Annotated in this window: 16 protein-coding genes and 1 riboswitch; of the genes, 3 read left to right on the forward strand and 13 right to left on the reverse strand. The window is 37.2% G+C overall.

The window, feature by feature from the left end; translation table 11 throughout:
• Positions 1-29 precede the first annotated feature (29 nt).
• Positions 30-1,451: a hypothetical protein gene (locus QGM71_RS16690; protein ID WP_327608707.1), complete on the reverse strand. Its 1,422-nt coding sequence runs from the start codon at positions 1,449-1,451 to the stop codon at positions 30-32.
• Positions 1,452-1,603: 152 nt separating this feature from the next.
• Here QGM71_RS16690 and QGM71_RS16695 point away from each other — a divergent pair, with 152 nt between their 5' ends.
• A complete protein-coding gene (locus QGM71_RS16695; protein ID WP_327608708.1) occupies positions 1,604-1,954 on the forward strand; it encodes a general stress protein in 351 nt (116 codons plus the stop codon).
• A gap of 160 nt (positions 1,955-2,114) precedes the next feature.
• Here QGM71_RS16695 and thiT read toward each other — a convergent pair whose 3' ends face one another.
• Positions 2,115-2,684, reverse strand: coding sequence for an energy-coupled thiamine transporter ThiT (gene thiT / locus QGM71_RS16700; protein WP_327608709.1), 570 nt, complete (start codon positions 2,682-2,684; stop codon positions 2,115-2,117).
• A gap of 106 nt (positions 2,685-2,790) precedes the next feature.
• Positions 2,791-2,892: riboswitch (TPP riboswitch) on the reverse strand.
• A 75-nt stretch (positions 2,893-2,967) separates the two neighbouring features.
• Positions 2,968-4,752: a M3 family oligoendopeptidase gene (locus tag QGM71_RS16705; protein ID WP_327608710.1), complete on the reverse strand. Its 1,785-nt coding sequence runs from the start codon at positions 4,750-4,752 to the stop codon at positions 2,968-2,970.
• Between the two features lie 244 nt (positions 4,753-4,996).
• Here QGM71_RS16705 and QGM71_RS16710 point away from each other — a divergent pair, with 244 nt between their 5' ends.
• Complete coding sequence (locus QGM71_RS16710; RefSeq protein ID WP_327608711.1) at positions 4,997-5,533, forward strand: YceI family protein; 537 nt, start codon at positions 4,997-4,999, stop codon at positions 5,531-5,533.
• A 297-nt stretch (positions 5,534-5,830) separates the two neighbouring features.
• On the opposite strand, the gene QGM71_RS16715 is transcribed toward QGM71_RS16710, so the two are convergent.
• The 5 genes from QGM71_RS16715 to QGM71_RS16735 all read right to left on the reverse strand — a co-directional run bounded on the left by QGM71_RS16715 (position 5,831) and on the right by QGM71_RS16735 (position 10,120).
• Positions 5,831-6,691 carry a VanW family protein gene (locus tag QGM71_RS16715; RefSeq protein ID WP_327608784.1) on the reverse strand — a complete coding sequence of 287 codons (861 nt, stop codon included), beginning with the start codon at positions 6,689-6,691 and terminating at the stop codon, positions 5,831-5,833.
• Positions 6,692-6,770: 79 nt separating this feature from the next.
• Positions 6,771-7,022 (reverse strand): hypothetical protein, encoded by a 252-nt coding sequence (locus QGM71_RS16720; RefSeq protein ID WP_327608712.1) that lies wholly within the window; start codon positions 7,020-7,022, stop codon positions 6,771-6,773.
• A gap of 378 nt (positions 7,023-7,400) precedes the next feature.
• A complete protein-coding gene (locus QGM71_RS16725) occupies positions 7,401-8,615 on the reverse strand; it encodes an NAD(P)/FAD-dependent oxidoreductase (RefSeq protein WP_327608713.1) in 1,215 nt (404 codons plus the stop codon).
• Positions 8,616-8,763: 148 nt separating this feature from the next.
• Entirely contained in the window at positions 8,764-9,468 is a 705-nt protein-coding gene (locus QGM71_RS16730; protein WP_327608714.1) for an SDR family oxidoreductase, read from the reverse strand.
• A gap of 13 nt (positions 9,469-9,481) precedes the next feature.
• The gene (locus tag QGM71_RS16735) at positions 9,482-10,120 is read right to left on the reverse strand and encodes a hypothetical protein (protein ID WP_327608715.1); all 639 of its coding nucleotides are present in this window, start codon (positions 10,118-10,120) and stop codon (positions 9,482-9,484) included.
• 227 nt (positions 10,121-10,347) lie between these two features.
• On the opposite strand from QGM71_RS16735, the gene QGM71_RS16740 reads away from it, so the two are divergent.
• Complete coding sequence (locus tag QGM71_RS16740; RefSeq protein ID WP_327608716.1) at positions 10,348-10,833, forward strand: AMP-binding enzyme; 486 nt, start codon at positions 10,348-10,350, stop codon at positions 10,831-10,833.
• Between the two features lie 1,179 nt (positions 10,834-12,012).
• Here the strand turns inward: QGM71_RS16740 and QGM71_RS16745 are convergent.
• From QGM71_RS16745 to tnpA, 5 genes are all read right to left on the reverse strand, one after another.
• Positions 12,013-12,354: a hypothetical protein gene (locus QGM71_RS16745; RefSeq protein WP_327608717.1), complete on the reverse strand. Its 342-nt coding sequence runs from the start codon at positions 12,352-12,354 to the stop codon at positions 12,013-12,015.
• A 114-nt stretch (positions 12,355-12,468) separates the two neighbouring features.
• The gene (locus QGM71_RS16750) at positions 12,469-12,846 is read right to left on the reverse strand and encodes a hypothetical protein (RefSeq protein WP_327608718.1); all 378 of its coding nucleotides are present in this window, start codon (positions 12,844-12,846) and stop codon (positions 12,469-12,471) included.
• Between the two features lie 12 nt (positions 12,847-12,858).
• On the reverse strand, positions 12,859-14,742 hold the full coding sequence (locus QGM71_RS16755; protein ID WP_327608719.1) for a hypothetical protein: 1,884 nt from the start codon (positions 14,740-14,742) through the stop codon (positions 12,859-12,861).
• Positions 14,743-14,972: 230 nt separating this feature from the next.
• Entirely contained in the window at positions 14,973-15,407 is a 435-nt protein-coding gene (locus tag QGM71_RS16760; protein ID WP_327608720.1) for a hypothetical protein, read from the reverse strand.
• Entirely contained in the window at positions 15,385-15,678 is a 294-nt protein-coding gene (tnpA, locus tag QGM71_RS16765; protein WP_327608721.1) for an IS200/IS605 family transposase, read from the reverse strand. The genes QGM71_RS16760 and tnpA overlap by 23 nt, the downstream gene beginning before the upstream one ends.
• Positions 15,679-15,700: the final 22 nt, after the last annotated feature.

Genomic DNA, 15,700 nt, shown 5'->3' on the forward strand with positions numbered 1-15,700 from the left:
TATCAATTCTGTCTAAGTGGAAATGCATCCTACAGAAGAAATACAGCAAACAGAGTAGTTACGAATAAACCAAGCATAACAGGAAGGAAGTTTTTCCGTACTAACTCCATTACAGAAACACCACAGAACCCTGCAATTGCTATTAATGAAGACCAAGCGACCAATGTCCCTCCTCCAGTCCATATCGAACCCATTTGACCAATCGCTGCTAAAGTCGCAGCATCAATCGAACTATTTTCCAGCGATGCAGCAAGCGCTCCGGTAAGAGGCAGACCGGAAAATCCCGATCCATCAAGTCCTGTAATGATACCAATGATTAATATACTAAACGCGGCAAATAATGCACCTTGCGGCAAGAAATCCTGTGTCGATTGTACAAGGTCAAATAATAAAGATGGGGCATTTTCTTCTACCCCCAGTATACTTCCTGAAAAGTCAGAACTTCCCAAGAAGAAAAATCCTGCAATTGGAATAACAGGCCCCATAGCTCTGAAAGCAAATACAAAACCATCTGTAATGTGAGAACTAATGTAATCCAAGGCATGTTGTCTTCCGAACGCTACTGTTGCTAGCAATAGAAGGATAACAGCAACACCACCAACAAACGCTGCCCCGTCTCCTCCTTCAAGTCCACTCATTCTGCCAGATAATAGCTTTTCGTAGACCATATAAATAACAACACCAAGTAGTGTTATCGGAACCATTATTGCAAATACCTTACTCCATGCAGATAAATTCTTAGCATATGCTTTATTCGCTGATTCTGTTGTGGATTGCATATTTTGCAGATCTAACTCATTTTCCTTATCACCTTTAGACCGGATTGATTTACGGTAGAATAAATAAGCCAGCAGAATTGCAACACTACCTGCCACCACAGATAGGATAAGAGCTTTATCTGCAACTAACGCCGTATCAACACCAGCTGAGGCAGCTGATAAACTAGGTGCAACCTGCACAATATAGTCAGAAGAAAGCGCCATCCCCTGCCCTGCAAGCGCTATGGCAACCGCAGCGGTCATAACTGGTAAGCCTGAACGTACAGCAGCAGGTACTAATAACGCACATATGAGTGGTACTGCGGGTGTCGGCCAGAAGAATAAAGATATAACAAAAGTCACACCTACGAGAACAAAGAATGAAACATGACCATTTATCATCATTTTCTGGATTGGCCTGATCATTCTCTGATCAGCACCCAAATCACGTAACGAATGCAGTAGGGCCAACATGAAGGTAATGATTAAAAAAATACTGAAAAGCTCTTGCGCAGCTACTAAATTCGCATTAAAAATGGCTGTAAATCCATCAATTAAACTCCCCTTGTATACCCAAGCTATGACAAATGTTCCAAGTAAGGTTGGTAACACAACCCCCTTACGGAAAACCATGGTACCTATAATTAGCAGTGTGAATAAACCATACAACCAATGAGAAATTGTTAGATCCATGTATACCTCTTCCTTTCCTGATGAATAGTCCTATAGCCTATGCATAACACAAGCTTAGCGCTACCAAGCTAAGTTCAAGTCCGGTTTACATGTTTAATTCTTTTTCACCTGGGAATATAATAATTGAACAACTTAAGAGGAGGAGATACTACTTGAAACCATTTATTAAGACGTATTCAAATGATGAACAACTTAAGACAGATATAAGCCTTTTAAAGGATAAGGGTGTAAACAAAGAAGATGTGTATGTTTTATCACATGATGAGGATCGAACAAAACGCATAGCTGGAAGTGCGGACACGAATACCATCGGAATCAAAGAAATGGACTTTGGCAATGCGGTAGGAACACTATTCAGTAAAAAAGGCGATGAACTACGCACGAAGCTGGAAGAAATGGGGTTCTCCAAAGCGGAAGCAGAAAATTATGAAGAAGATATGGATGAAGGTAAAGTGCTGTTAATTGTGACAAATAATGAAGCCGTAAATAGCTATTTACTTTAAATAAAAGTGGACAACCTAATGCGCATAGGTTGTCCTTTTCATTTTACATCGTTTTATGATTTTATAATAATTGCAGCAAAACGTGAGGGAATGAACCAAATGAAAAGGTAACCTCTTTTATATGAAGAGGTTACCTTAATGTGAGCGGACTAGTAATCTTTTAAGACGCGTTTAATAATGTTTTAGGCTGCTTGTGGAATAAAAAGAATACAAGCACGGTACATAAAATAAAGGATGGTAACATATAAGAACCATTATATACTAACGAGTACAACCAGACTGGCTGCCCTTCAATTGCCGATCCAAAAAATACGATGCCAGCAAAATAGTGTGCAATAAAACGTAATACTGACCCTAGAAGCACGCCGAGTGCGATATACGTAAGGTATACCTTAGTACTCTTTTCTTTAACTGCTTGTTGGATTTGTTTTGCAAAGATACCAGCGAACCCTAATACGGTAAACGCAATAGCATAATCAATAAACCCTTGTAATGGGTGCAGGATATATGCAGTACCTGTAGCAACCTGCAATACCCCCCATAAAAACCCTGCAAGCAAACCGCCTTTAATTCCCCAGCGAAATGCTATGATAAAAATCGGAATCATTGCAAAAGATATGGATCCACCCTGTGCCCAAATTTTGAAGGACAACGGAAGAATATCCAACAATAAAGCCAATGCTGTAAAAATTGCTACCTCAATTAAAAACAATGTACGCTTTGATTTCATCTAAACTCTCTCCCCTTTTTAAAGCTAAGTTCTATTTTTTGCACAAAAAAAGCAATGCCAAGGGGAAGACTTCCTGATGGGGAATCCGCTCACATTGCTTTTATTCCATCAAAAAAGCCACCATCCCTACGCTAGTATTAACTAACAGGTTCAAAGGGTAAGAACAAATTTGTTCACTCTCAGCCAAATGGCTCCCCCTGAAGGCTTCTATTATATTGCTTTTTTCGTTACTTATAGTATACCGTATCAATCATATATTTACAATTTTACATAACATTCCTTACTAGAGTGAGAGGAATTCCTCTACGTCCTTTACACATAACTGGATGGCAGACTCCCAAAAATCAGTAGTTGTTAAATCTACGTTTAAGTGCTTTCTTGCCAATTCTTCCACATTCATCCGTCCAGTATCCCTAAGCAACTCAATATATGATTCTTCAAAGCTTCCACCCTTCTCCTTTGCATGCGCATAGATACCCAAGCTGAAAAGATAACCAAATGTGTAAGGGAAATTATAAAACGGCACACCTGTAATATGGAAGTGAAGCTTAGACGCCCAGAAGTTTTGATCGTACTCTTCAAGCGCATCACCATATGCCTCTTTTTGTGCTTCGATCATCAACTCGTTTAATCGATTCACGGAAACTAAACCTTCTCTTCGTTCTTCATAAAAATTGTTTTCAAAAATAAAACGGGCATGTATATTCATAAAGAAGGCAACGCTGCGTTGAATTTTGTCTTCTAGTAATGCCTGTTTCTCTTTTTTATTTTGTGCACCTTTCACAGAAGCATCAGCAACAATCATTTCTGCAAATGTAGAAGCTGTCTCAGCAACGTTCATTGCATACCGCTGGTTTAATCCATTAACATCATTCATTACATGCTGATGATAAGCATGCCCTAATTCGTGTGCAAGTGTTGCAATATTAGAGGTAGTTCCAGAGTACGTCATGAAAATACGTGTTTGTTCACTATCCGGAAAACTAGTACAGAATCCACCTGGACGCTTACCAGAACGGTCTTCCGCTTCTATCCAGCGTTTATCAAACGCCATCTGAGCAAAGTCAGCCATTTTCGGACTAAACTCCCGAAATTGCTCAACAATAAAGCTTGCTCCCTCTGTATAACTGGACTTTTTAACAGATTTAGTCACAGGAGCACCAACATCGTACATGCTCAGTTTCTCCAATCCTAATATTTCAGCCTTCTTTTCAAGAAATTTTACAAAATGATGTTTATTATTCGTTATCGCCTTCCACATAGCGTCTAATGTTTCTTTCTGCATACGGTTAATGGTTAAAGGTTCTTTTAAAACATCAGCCCAGTTTCTGTGTTTATAGGTTTGGAGACGAAAGCCTGCCAAATGATTTAAAGTTTGTCCAAATAAATCAGCCTTTTCTTTCCAAGCTTTATCTAATTGTTCAAAAACATGCTTGCGAACTTCCCGGTCGGGGTTGCTTAACTTATTGGAAGCCTGCCCTACAGAATACGAGTTAGTTTCTCCCTCCTCTTCTAGTTCCACACTCATACTTCCAACAATGGTATCGTACATTTGACTCCATCCATGATAACCATCTACAGCAAGATCATTAATCAGTATTTCGTTCTCTGCCGATAATAGTTCTTTTGCCCGTTTTCTATTTTCATTAAGTACAAAAGAAATTTCTATTAATTGCGGGTGGAGCATCATTTCTTTCCATGCAGTATCATCAATTAAGACTAGCTTTTGTTCAAAATTAGTAACAACAGCGCTTAAATCAGCCTGTAATGCACTACGTTTGCCTACTAATAAATTAGCTTTATCATCGTTTACATCCTGTGCACTTAAGCAGCTGATAAAAGCAAAAGCTTCCCGAACCTTCTTCATAGTACTCTCTAAATGTGTAACAATACCTGCTAATTGATTTGTGCTGCCGCCTTCCTGACCAGGTACAAAGTTATCGACAGTCTTTGATAGTTTACCCATTTCTTCCTTAATGGTTTTGAGATAAGTAGTGAATTCTTCAGACTCACTTCCGCCTGGAAAAATAACATCCAAATCCCATGTCGGATTGTAGCTTTGCTGCATTAAATCGCTCCTCATAAAATAATAATTTCTGATTTTTACCCTATCTTTTTATTATAGCGAATAATAGAAATAGTTTCATTAAAAACATAATTTCTGGAAAATAAATGTTTTATTATTCAGTAATAAGGGTAGATGTGCATTAATCATAGGATTAACTACTTGACAACATATCTTTACTTTTGTACACTTAGTAACATAAAGTAACTTACGTACTTTTAATTAAAAACACTTGGAGGGATTTATAATGACAAAAACAGTTTGGAACATTGACACAGCTCATAGTGAAGTGGGATTTTCCGTAAGGCATATGATGATATCAAAAGCCAAAGGTGCCTTTAATAATTTCGACGCAGTTATTGAAGCAGATGTAGAGGATTTAACAAATTCAAAAATTGAATTTACGATTGACGCAAGCAGCATTGATACCCGTCAAAAAGACCGTGATGATCATTTACGTTCTGGAGATTTTTTTGATGTTGAGAATTACCCAAAAATAACATTCATTGCTACTGATATTAAGAAAAAATCAGATAGCAGGTATGATGTAACGGGTGACCTAACTGTTCGTGGAACAACAAAACCAGTTACAGTAGATGTTGTCTTTGAAGGACAAAGCAAGGATCCAATGAGTGGCAATGAAGTTGCTGGGTTTAGCGGCGAAACGAAGATTAACCGTAAAGAATTCGGCTTAACATGGAATGCACCAGTAGAAACCGGCGGTGTGTTGGTTGGAGAAGACGTTAAAATACAATTTGAAATTGAAGCACACAAACAAGCATAATTTAATTTAAAAGCCGAGCACAAGTACATTACGTACTTTGCTCGGCTTTTTTATTTTTTTCTCATGTGAGGTATAAAACTAGTAGACACGCTATGAGGAGAAAGATTAATGGGATTGAATGTTACTCAAAAGTTAATACCAGATCATCTAGTTTCAGGGGTTTCCTTTGAAATTAACCCCCATTTCCGTCAAATGTTAATAAATTTGGTGAAGGAGTTTAACTTTGCAAGCCTCTTAACATCACATCAAGCCAACATCCAACCTCCAAGCTTTTATGCTGTGAACCTGATACATACTTTATTTACCAGTAAAATATTCCGCTGAAGCAGATGTATATAGTTGAATAAGCATTTTCCCATTGTCTGAATTAGCGCGAATAAGCAATGGCTGATTATACATATTCCTGAATACAAAATCTGGCCCCCACCAGCTGACTGTTGCATCTCTGCCCTCCGGTACATATGGAACTGACCTGCTATGTGCATACCTCTCTACGATCTGAATACCTCTTAAATCAACAGCATTAAAAAGGGTGGATGATACCTGGCATATCCCCCCACCGATATCTTCTGCGAGCTCTCCTTTTACGATAACTGGTGCACGCTTATAGCCTCTTTCTTTTGTTCGTTCCCCTACAACATCATTAAATGAAAACACTTCTCCTGGGAATATAACATAATTATTAATCGCTTTTGTTGCTAAATATATATTGTGCGACCGCTCTTCATTACTTTTTTTAAAATGAGTAACATAGCTTCCTAATTCTTTTTCATAAATTTCCTCCAACAGAGCACGGTCAATCCTTGGGTAAGTATTCATGAGCGGGGCTTGTAATCCTTTAGCGTCTTCTTGATAGAATGTCTTTCGGAATAAAATAGTGAATTTATCTATATCCAGTGTAACTCCAAGTTTCTCAGGGATAATTTCCCCACTTTTATTTAGTTTTGCATTTTCAGGTTCTTTATGAACCTTATCCTTTAGTGTCCGAATCAAATTATCTAAACGAATCTCATCTATGAAGAGATGATCTAAATAATTTAATGAATACCTGTCAACCTCCAGTTTATCCAGCCATATGGTATTCTCTTCTTCCTGAACTGAATTTGCCAGGACATGCTGTAATGGAAAGATTACTATAATAATTAATAAAATAATCACTTTCTTCAATTTCTCACCTCCTACGCTTAGTATGAGAAAATGAGAAAAAAATAACCAGTATTTCTCCTTGTTTAATTTATTAGAAAATATAAATAGCAAATGCAACTATTGATAAAATAATAGTAACTGTATATATCCATAATTGTATAGGAATATTAGACTTCAGTGAACTTTTTTCATAATCGAGTGATCGTTTTAATTCATCTTCTACCGTGTCTCCATCTTTTTCATATTTTTTCATTTTATTTTCTTCCTGCTTAAATGCAAAAAGGGTTCCTACTAATGCTACAATAAATAAAATAGCTAAAAAGATAAGCAGCTCTAAACTCATTTTTAATCGCCTCCAGCTTTATAATACACGAATAGTTAACACTATGTCAGTGATGTAAAACACATTTGAAAAAGATAGCAGTAGAAAAATTTAATTATTTTCCATACCGCAGTATTCGTATCAATCTCAGTATTCCCTATTTGGCTATTTCTTTTTTTACAACTTTATGTAAAAAAAGAGCCATCAGTTTAATTAAACTAAATGGCTCCTTAAACCTCAAATTAACGAAAATCTCTTGATTCATCTATATATTGACTTGCAATTCTATATCCTACTAATGAAGCAATTAGAAGTATTATTCCATACAATGTTCCTTTTCTCATTATAAATGTACCTCCTCATTTTGCAGCTTATTTAGTGGTAACACTTTGAAATGTATTAAAACGGACGCATTTTTCCTTTTTTAAGAACTAGCTTCACTCCACCCATAAGGTATAATGAGCGATTATCAACTACTTTTTTCATTACTGCTGCTCGTTTACCTGATAGTTTATAATTAGAGAAAATACTACCAATACCATCCGACTGACCGAGTGAAGCAACTGTACCTTTATCATCAAATACGAAATCTTTTAATGGCTGATTTGTAAGTAATGCTTCTAAATTAGCAGCCACAACATCGGCCTCTTGCATTGCTAACTGGGCAGTTGGTGGATAAGGACGATCCGCTTCCTTATTCCAGACCCAAGAACAGTCACCTATTACAAAAATATTTTCCTCGCCAGGCATACGAAGATCACTATCAACATTTACTTTTCCTTTTGTAAGTTCAAAACCAGAATCTCCTAATACTGGGCTGCCTTTGACTCCACCAGTCCATACTACAGTTCCAGCTTTAATTAATTCATTATCCTCACCTACAATGAAACCTTCCGGCGTACATTCTGAAATAGCAGCACCTATTTTAATCTCTACTCCACGGTCCTCAAGTGATTTCTTCGCGTAATCAACAAGATCCTTATCAAACATAGGAAGGATAGATGGTGCAGCTTCAACATTAATAATCCTTACTTTACTGCGGTCAATATCATATTTTTTACACAGAGCTGGTACTTTTTCTGCAAGTTCCCCTACAAATTCAATCCCAGTGAATCCTGCACCACCGATTAAAATGTTCAGGCTGTCATCCTCAGCCTGCTCGTCACTATTGAATTTGGCAAACTGATATTCGATATGTTCGCTGATTAAACGACTTGAATCGATATCCTCAATTGCAAAGGCATTCTCCGCCATTCCCTTAATACCAAAGTCATTTGACTTCCACCCGAGGGCAACAACCAAATAATCATAGGTAATTTCACTATTTTCGAGTACTACGCGTTTTTCATCTTTTTTAATTTCTACAACTGAATCATAAATTAATCTTGCTTTATTAGGATTAATTACATCACTGATCATTACACGTGCATCGTTAGGTGTTATCGTTCCTGCCGCCACCTCATGCAACCATGTTGCTTCATAGTGATAATTATGTTTGTTGACTAGGACAATTTCTGCCTGCTCTGGTGATAGCTTTTGAATTAATCTTTTTGTAGTTGTCAACCCTGCATATCCTGCCCCAAGAACAACTATTTTTGGTTTATTTAAACTCATAAAATTTCCACCTTTCTCATTTTGTTCTAAGTAAAATTACTAGGAAAAGCACTCAATTAAAATAATGCCAATGCCTGTATGATTGCTCACGCAATAATACACTAATAATATCAAAGTTTCATTAATTACGCTAATAAACCAGCATTATTTATACAGGTCTAACAGTTATTTCATTTACATTTACATAATCCGGCTGCGTTACTGCATAAATTACTGCCCTGGCAATATCATCCGTCTGGAGGGGCTTCCGGTCTTTTGGCATCCGTTCTGTATTCCGTTCGGTCTCTACCATCCCTGGCGAGATATTTGTGACACGCACTCCAGACCGTGCTAACTCTTTTTCAAGTCCCATAGAGATGGCCCGGACTGCATATTTGGTCGCACTATAAACCGTACTGACCTTTGTTACTTCATGGCCTGAAACAGAAGCCGTATTAACAATATGACCAGTGGAGCGTTCCTTCATCTGAGGCAGTACGGAATTAATTCCGTACAATAAACCTTTAATATTCACGTCAATCATTCTGTCCCATCCATCCACGTTGCCGTCCGTTATTGCAGCACGCTCCATCAAGCCGGCATTATTAACATAAATATCAATAGGCCCAAAGGCTTCACTGGCTTTCTTTACCAATGCTTCTACATCTGATTGTTTGGATACATCTGTTACTACAGCCATTGCCTTTTTGTTCCCGGTCTCGTTAATACGTTCGACCACCGCATTCAGCTCTTCCTTTCTTCGGGCCGCAACTACCACATTTGCTCCTTCAGCCGCAAGATGCTCAGCTATTGTTGCTCCAATCCCACTGCTGGAACCGGTAATAATTGCAGTTTTTCCTGTTAACTTTGACATCGGCTTGTCCTCCTTATGGGTTTGGTTCTTCATTCTCCACAGTATCCTCATCCTCATTTGCTTCTCCGTCTTCTTCCTCCGTTGTTTCCTCCTCTATTGAGGATTCTTCACCTTCATCTAGTTTTGGGGCATCTTTATCTTTTTCTTTTTCTTTTTCTTTTCCCTGCTTTTCTGTCTCTTTCTTTTCAGTTTCCTGTTCTTTTTTCTCTTGTTCTATTACCTTTTCCTTTTCTTCTGCATTATTTTCATCTTTAACCGGTTGCTCATTACTATTTCTATTTTCCGTATTGGGAACATCCTTTGTTTCTGAGTTGTTATGTATCTCTACTACCAGCTGTTGTTCTTCCACAATTTCCTCTTCTGCTACTTCTTCCTCCTCTACATTATCCCTCTCTGTCCCTTTTTCTATAAGTAATTCCTGATCTAGGAGAATTCCATCATCAATCCTTATCTCGTCCGGCTCCATCGCACGCTTCACTTTCGAGTCACTAATGCGTTCTTCTTTTTCTGCTATGCCGACATCCTTTTCTGACAGTTTCACCTTCCCAAATTTATCTTTTGATGCTTCCGTTTGGTATATACCAGTACTAACAACTAAGATAAAAGCAACCAAGGTGAACAAGTTAATAACAATGAGTTTTTTACTCTGCATAATCACACTCCTACTTTCTATGTAACAATCAAAAAAATTAGCCAAATTATACCTTCTATTTTTATTGTAAGCTTTTATAACTACAAATTTCAAATTTTATTTTGGTTTTGTTCATAAAAAGTTCAAATTATGTAAAACGCTTACAAAATATATGGTATACTTTCTGTAACAAATTATAAGTTTACTAGTATAACTTAACTATTATTAACATAAAGGTGGGTTGTCATATGGCTGAAACGCAGATACGTGTAGTAAATGAGCTTGGCGAAGATGTAGCACATGACGGAAAAGAAGTTGGAGAGATCATTGTTAAGGGCCGTGGAGTCATGCATGACACAGAAGGCGGCTGGTCACATACAGGTGATATGGGTACAATAGATGAAAACGGTCAGATCCAAGTCATCGACCGGAAGAAAGACATCCTTAGCGATGGAGAAGGTGTTTCTTCTTTTGAAATAGAAAAAGTAATAACAGGGCATCCTGCAGTACAGGAAGTTTCCATCATTCCTACCCCCCACGAAAAATGGGGCGAGATAGCTCATGCATTTGTTGTATTGCATGACGGACATGATATAACTGAACAGGAATTAATTAACTTTACTACGAATAAAGTCAATTCGTCTAAATGTCCAAAGGCCGTTACATTTTTAAAAGAGCTTCCTAAAACAGCCAGTGGGAAAATTTTAAAAACGCAATTAAAAGAAACAGTTTAGCAACGCGATCACTTATAAGTATGAAACAGCTGCCTCACTTCATGGTGGCTTTTTTCATACTTATAGGTTCTTGACTAACCTCGGATACAACTTTAAATACTGTATTATCTCTTTCTAGATACATTAAAATTCACTTGTGAAGATCGGCCACGCAACAGTTTGTCTATAGCTAAGTGAATTTGAGGTCCTACATTGCCAGGTAAAACGGGTAGTTCTTTAACCACCTCATAGGTTACAACTTTATCTATATCTTTTTTTTAATCATGTTTAGCGGCCGAATTATCTTACGTAATTCACATTTGAAATATCATAATGTTCCAAAACCACAGGGTCTACTAGAAGGTTGCCTAGGAGATAATACCATATTTATTTTAGTACCTTTCTCCAGATTAATTTTCTCTGGAGTGTATCCTTCTGGCCATGGTGATTGTTCCTTTATTAACTTAATATATGAATCTTTAATGTCTTCCACTGTTTTATTTCCATCCATTGATAGCTCTAAGAACTCATTCCATGTATTTTTAGATCATCCTTGGTTTATAGCCTCTTGATTTATACTTCTCAAGTTTATTCTAGAATGAATTTCTTCTGAAGTAAGTTTCCCATATTTATTTCTTAAATACTCAATTCTACTCTGTTTTGATTCAATATTATTATTCCCAACATTCACACCATCTGTCTTACCCAATGCATCCCTTATCTTACTAGAAAATAAGTGGGTATTCTCGGTAGGCATACGTATGTTGTCAATCTCATCCATCGCTACAGATTTCGAGACGAAGTAATATTCCTCGTATTCGTAATCGCTGTATCAGCAAGCCTTCCTAAATCTGCTGCGTCTCTTGCTAACTTATCCTTTGCTAGTCTTGCAGTATCACTTAACACATTTCCCGCACTTCGTAGGGGCTTGAGATTGCTTCCCACCTTCAATCACCAAATTGCCAACATGGTTCAATTCCCGCTGAATGCTTGTCTGAAGGGCTTTATTTGACAACCATGACCTCCAATTTTGAGTTGATTTGTCCTGCGATCTCTTGGCTGTTTAATCACCCATTTAGCATTACATCAACAGTGTGGTCATCGTTTATCTTATAGAATAAAAAGAAAAGCCAACCGTTATATTAAAAAAAATCTTGCAGTTGGCATTTCTCTTTCAATTAATTATTTAAAAAACAGGATTTACTTCCAACCATGAAATTCTAAAAATTTATCTGGTATTCTTAATTCTATTTGTTGTTCTAACTCTTTTAAAAAGATAGTCATGTCTGCCTTGTCATACCATTTTTGGCTGCTTTTTAAACTAATTCCCACTTCACCATTAATAATTGCACAACCGAAAGCTCCTCGATCATAATTGAGAACAATATTGAAATAGTTATACATAGTAAATTGCATACTGAACATCGTATAAGGTGTATCTGTTTGTTCATATATAGAAAAACTTCCAATTTTGTCCTTAAAATATCCTTTAAGTTCATTTTTTATCTCATCTTTTATTACTTCGTAACCCCTATTTTGCAATCCATATCCAATCCTTTTTAATGTTAATTTATCAAAACCATAACTATTTTGTAAATACTTTCCCTAAGTGTTTCCTTTTAACCTGTTCTTTTATAAAAAACATATTCTGTTGTATTATAATTTCTTTTTTCTCTCACAAAGGATAACTTCATCTAACGGAACAATTTTTTCATAATAATATTTATCTGTCCTATCAAAGCCCATGCTGTTTGCAATTGTAGAATCTGATGTTCCTAAATTCACAGTTTTCTTTTTTTCATTTACTATAGCATCATACTCTTTATCCCGATAAATTGCATACGGATGTATATAATATACATCGCCTACTTCATTGGAGTCTATTTCCTTTTGATATACTCCATCTGCGTATCTTTCAAACCCTTTTTTCAGATCTTTACTAGCGTTACTAATTAAGAATGATTTACCGCGACTTCCTTTTACTAATCTATATTCTTCACCATTATAATTCGTATATTCTCCTTTTCTTACCATAATTAATTCCTCCTACGGTACTGGAATAAACAGTTTTAGTTTTTCATCGTAAACAGCAACTAGCTTTTCAATATTATTTGTTACACTATAAAGTTCTGCACCATCATTAGGTAAGTATCTACCATCAAATTGCCATTCAGGTACTATTTCTCCGTTTCTCGAGCCAGTAAAACAATTCTGTGTACAAGGGGGACCATCAGTATTTCGTCCTCCAAAACTTTCTCCATACGGTATATCAAAATTATCTACTCTATTTGATTTGAAAATTATCTTACCATAACTATCACCTTCATCTGGAAATGGTCTACTTCCATCCCAAGACTTATAATCTAAACGAGAAGATTCAACTACATCATTATAGTTTTTTATATGACCTACATCATCAGTTTTTGCAACATAACCGCCTATTTCAGTGTACTCACCTAATAAATACTTTTCTATATCATTCGCCGGTATTGTTTTTTGCAGTACAGTATCCTTTGTGATAGGAGGAACAAAATCACGAATATGCTTCATTATCAAAATCTCAGACTCATTAAGCTCAGTTACTGATTTTAATTTCAACTTATTAAACTCATCTATTGTTAAATTATGTTCCTTTAGCACTCTATCTATTTGATTCCTAAAACTACTTGGAGATAATATAGATTCATTCACCTTTGCTCCAACGTTTATACTCTCTGATTTACTTAACGCATCCTTAATTTTACCTTCAAAGAAATGCGTATTCTCGGCATTCACACGTACATTTCCAACCCCATCTATCGTAACTACTTTCCGAGTGGATAATATATTTTTTCCACCAGTAACTGCAGAATCCGCTATTCTCCCCAATTCTACTGCATCTCTAGCTAACTTATCCTTCGCTAATTTTGCAGTATCACTTACCACATTTCCAGCATTTCTCAGGCGAGCTTGAGATTGCTTCCCAGCTTCAATCACCAAATTCCCAACATGGTTCAATTCCCGCTGAATGCTTGTTTTAACACCTGCTTTCAGACCAAATTGTCCCATGTCTGCTGCTTGATTCGATACACGCACAAAACTACTGAATTTCTTCATGCCTGCTACACTCGGGATGATATCCAATGGTGCTAAGGCCCCTCGAAACCAGCGTTCTCCCGTATTCAGTTCTCTACCTGAAATCCAATCCTTACCGGATACGGCTGTTGTTATTTCTAGACTACCATAGACAGCTCCTAGCGCCAAGGCGGCTGGTGGACAAATTACCGCTGTCCCACCAATGACAACCAATGCCCCGATATTCACCCAAAATTCTTTATTAAACTGTTGATCTTTAATGGACTCGTATTCGAACGCATTCATATTAACTGCCGCCATACGATACGATTCGAAGGAAAAATCTTGATCGGAATTTTCTGCCTTCCACATATCATATTCAATTCGCATCTGGTCTCCATAAAAGGTATCTCCGCTGAATAGATCGTCCAGGCTTACTTCCGCTTTTGGCACCTCCCGCTTTTCCTGAATACCTTGCCCATGATAAATAATCTGCGTCTCTGTTACCCCAATTCGATTACTCGTTGTGTAATTCGATATTGTTGCAGCTTGCATGACTTCAATAAATGCATCGATATCTTCGTAGAATGGCTGATCGATTGTACGCTCTACAATGTCACCAACCTTCCCCGTAAAGCTGTGCATTACCTTAAAGTTATCGAATAACTGTTGATACTCATTTTTACGATCAATGTGAGAAAAGGAAATGACACCATCACTATCAAATATTGCAATATCTGATTCTGCATCCTCTAGATTCTCAGTTACATCCTTTAACTCATCGATCATCCCTTTGCCCCAACGTCCTAACCCTATTAGATCTCCTAGGCCCGATCTCATCTTCTCCCAGTCTGCAGGGATGTATTTAACATCCATCTATTAGACCTCCAATTTTGCGATGATTTGTTCTGCTATCGCTTGATCGGTTTCAATGATTATATTTGTATGATAAATTCCATATAAAAGCCAACAGGATCTATTCGAAAGATAGCTGCTGGCTTTTTATTATAAAAGGTCCTAAATTCTTTTGTTGTTTATTATAACTTTATTAATATAAGGAAGATTTAACATTTAGTTCCTAATAATAATTTGGTATTCTTAATACTTCATTTACCCTTACTAACGCCCCCACCATTCCCCTTCCTCACTGCAAAATGATACCCACCCATGCTATCCTGCACAAGTCCGATTTCAGGCATATGTACCCGATACCACTCTCGGATATTCGTTAAGGTTGGTAGCTTTGGGGCAGCTGTAATTGGTGAGGTAGCTACACCACTTTTTGCCGAACTTACGGTTGCTCCGCCTTTTGGGGTACTTGGTTTGGTTTTCGGAGCAGAGACGCCTCGAACGCCAGCAAAGGTGGTCGCAACTCCGAAGCTTGCTAGCCAGTGTTCCTTTGAAAAGGATTCTTCTGGACTTACGGCTGACTGAACCATCTCAACACTACCGATTGTTGCCCAGTTTACAAAATCTTTTGGGGAATTGAACATGTTTTCTGCATTATACTGTAGACCGCTATACGAACTCTGGAAATTCATCCTGCAATAATCTCGATGATCGACCTTTTAGATACTGCATTATTTTGCTTGAAGCCATACTTGGAGGACAAGACAGCAACAAATGAATATGATCCTTCCCTACACTTCTTTGTAGAATTGTTATGTTTCTCGCTTCGCATCCTTGCTTAATCAACTCTCTTGTTCTGAACGCAATTTGGCCTCGTAATACCTTATATCTATATTTTGTCACCCAGATCACATGATACTTTATGTCATAAACCGCATGACTTCTTTTTCTATACCCGTCCATACTTTCACCTCACATTACCAGT

This window comes from Virgibacillus tibetensis, from assembly GCF_036026595.1.
GTDB lineage: Bacteria > Bacillota > Bacilli > Bacillales > Amphibacillaceae > Virgibacillus_P > Virgibacillus_P tibetensis.

Bases quoted from the DNA above. Each gene is read 5' to 3' on its own strand.
- QGM71_RS16690 (WP_327608707.1), bottom strand. From the start codon at position 1,451: ATGGATCTAACAATTTCTCATTGGTTGTATGGTTTATTCACACTGCTA.
- thiT (WP_327608709.1), bottom strand. From the start codon at position 2,684: ATGAAATCAAAGCGTACATTGTTTTTAATTGAGGTAGCAATTTTTACA.
- QGM71_RS16705 (WP_327608710.1), bottom strand. From the start codon at position 4,752: ATGCAGCAAAGCTACAATCCGACATGGGATTTGGATGTTATTTTTCCA.
- QGM71_RS16710 (WP_327608711.1), top strand. From the start codon at position 4,997: ATGACAAAAACAGTTTGGAACATTGACACAGCTCATAGTGAAGTGGGA.
- QGM71_RS16720 (WP_327608712.1), bottom strand. From the start codon at position 7,022: ATGAGTTTAGAGCTGCTTATCTTTTTAGCTATTTTATTTATTGTAGCA.
- QGM71_RS16725 (WP_327608713.1), bottom strand. From the start codon at position 8,615: ATGAGTTTAAATAAACCAAAAATAGTTGTTCTTGGGGCAGGATATGCA.
- QGM71_RS16730 (WP_327608714.1), bottom strand. From the start codon at position 9,468: ATGTCAAAGTTAACAGGAAAAACTGCAATTATTACCGGTTCCAGCAGT.
- QGM71_RS16735 (WP_327608715.1), bottom strand. From the start codon at position 10,120: ATGCAGAGTAAAAAACTCATTGTTATTAACTTGTTCACCTTGGTTGCT.
- QGM71_RS16740 (WP_327608716.1), top strand. From the start codon at position 10,348: ATGGCTGAAACGCAGATACGTGTAGTAAATGAGCTTGGCGAAGATGTA.
- QGM71_RS16750 (WP_327608718.1), bottom strand. From the start codon at position 12,846: ATGGTAAGAAAAGGAGAATATACGAATTATAATGGTGAAGAATATAGA.
- QGM71_RS16755 (WP_327608719.1), bottom strand. From the start codon at position 14,742: ATGGATGTTAAATACATCCCTGCAGACTGGGAGAAGATGAGATCGGGC.
- QGM71_RS16760 (WP_327608720.1), bottom strand. From the start codon at position 15,407: ATGAATTTCCAGAGTTCGTATAGCGGTCTACAGTATAATGCAGAAAAC.
- tnpA (WP_327608721.1), bottom strand. From the start codon at position 15,678: ATGGACGGGTATAGAAAAAGAAGTCATGCGGTTTATGACATAAAGTAT.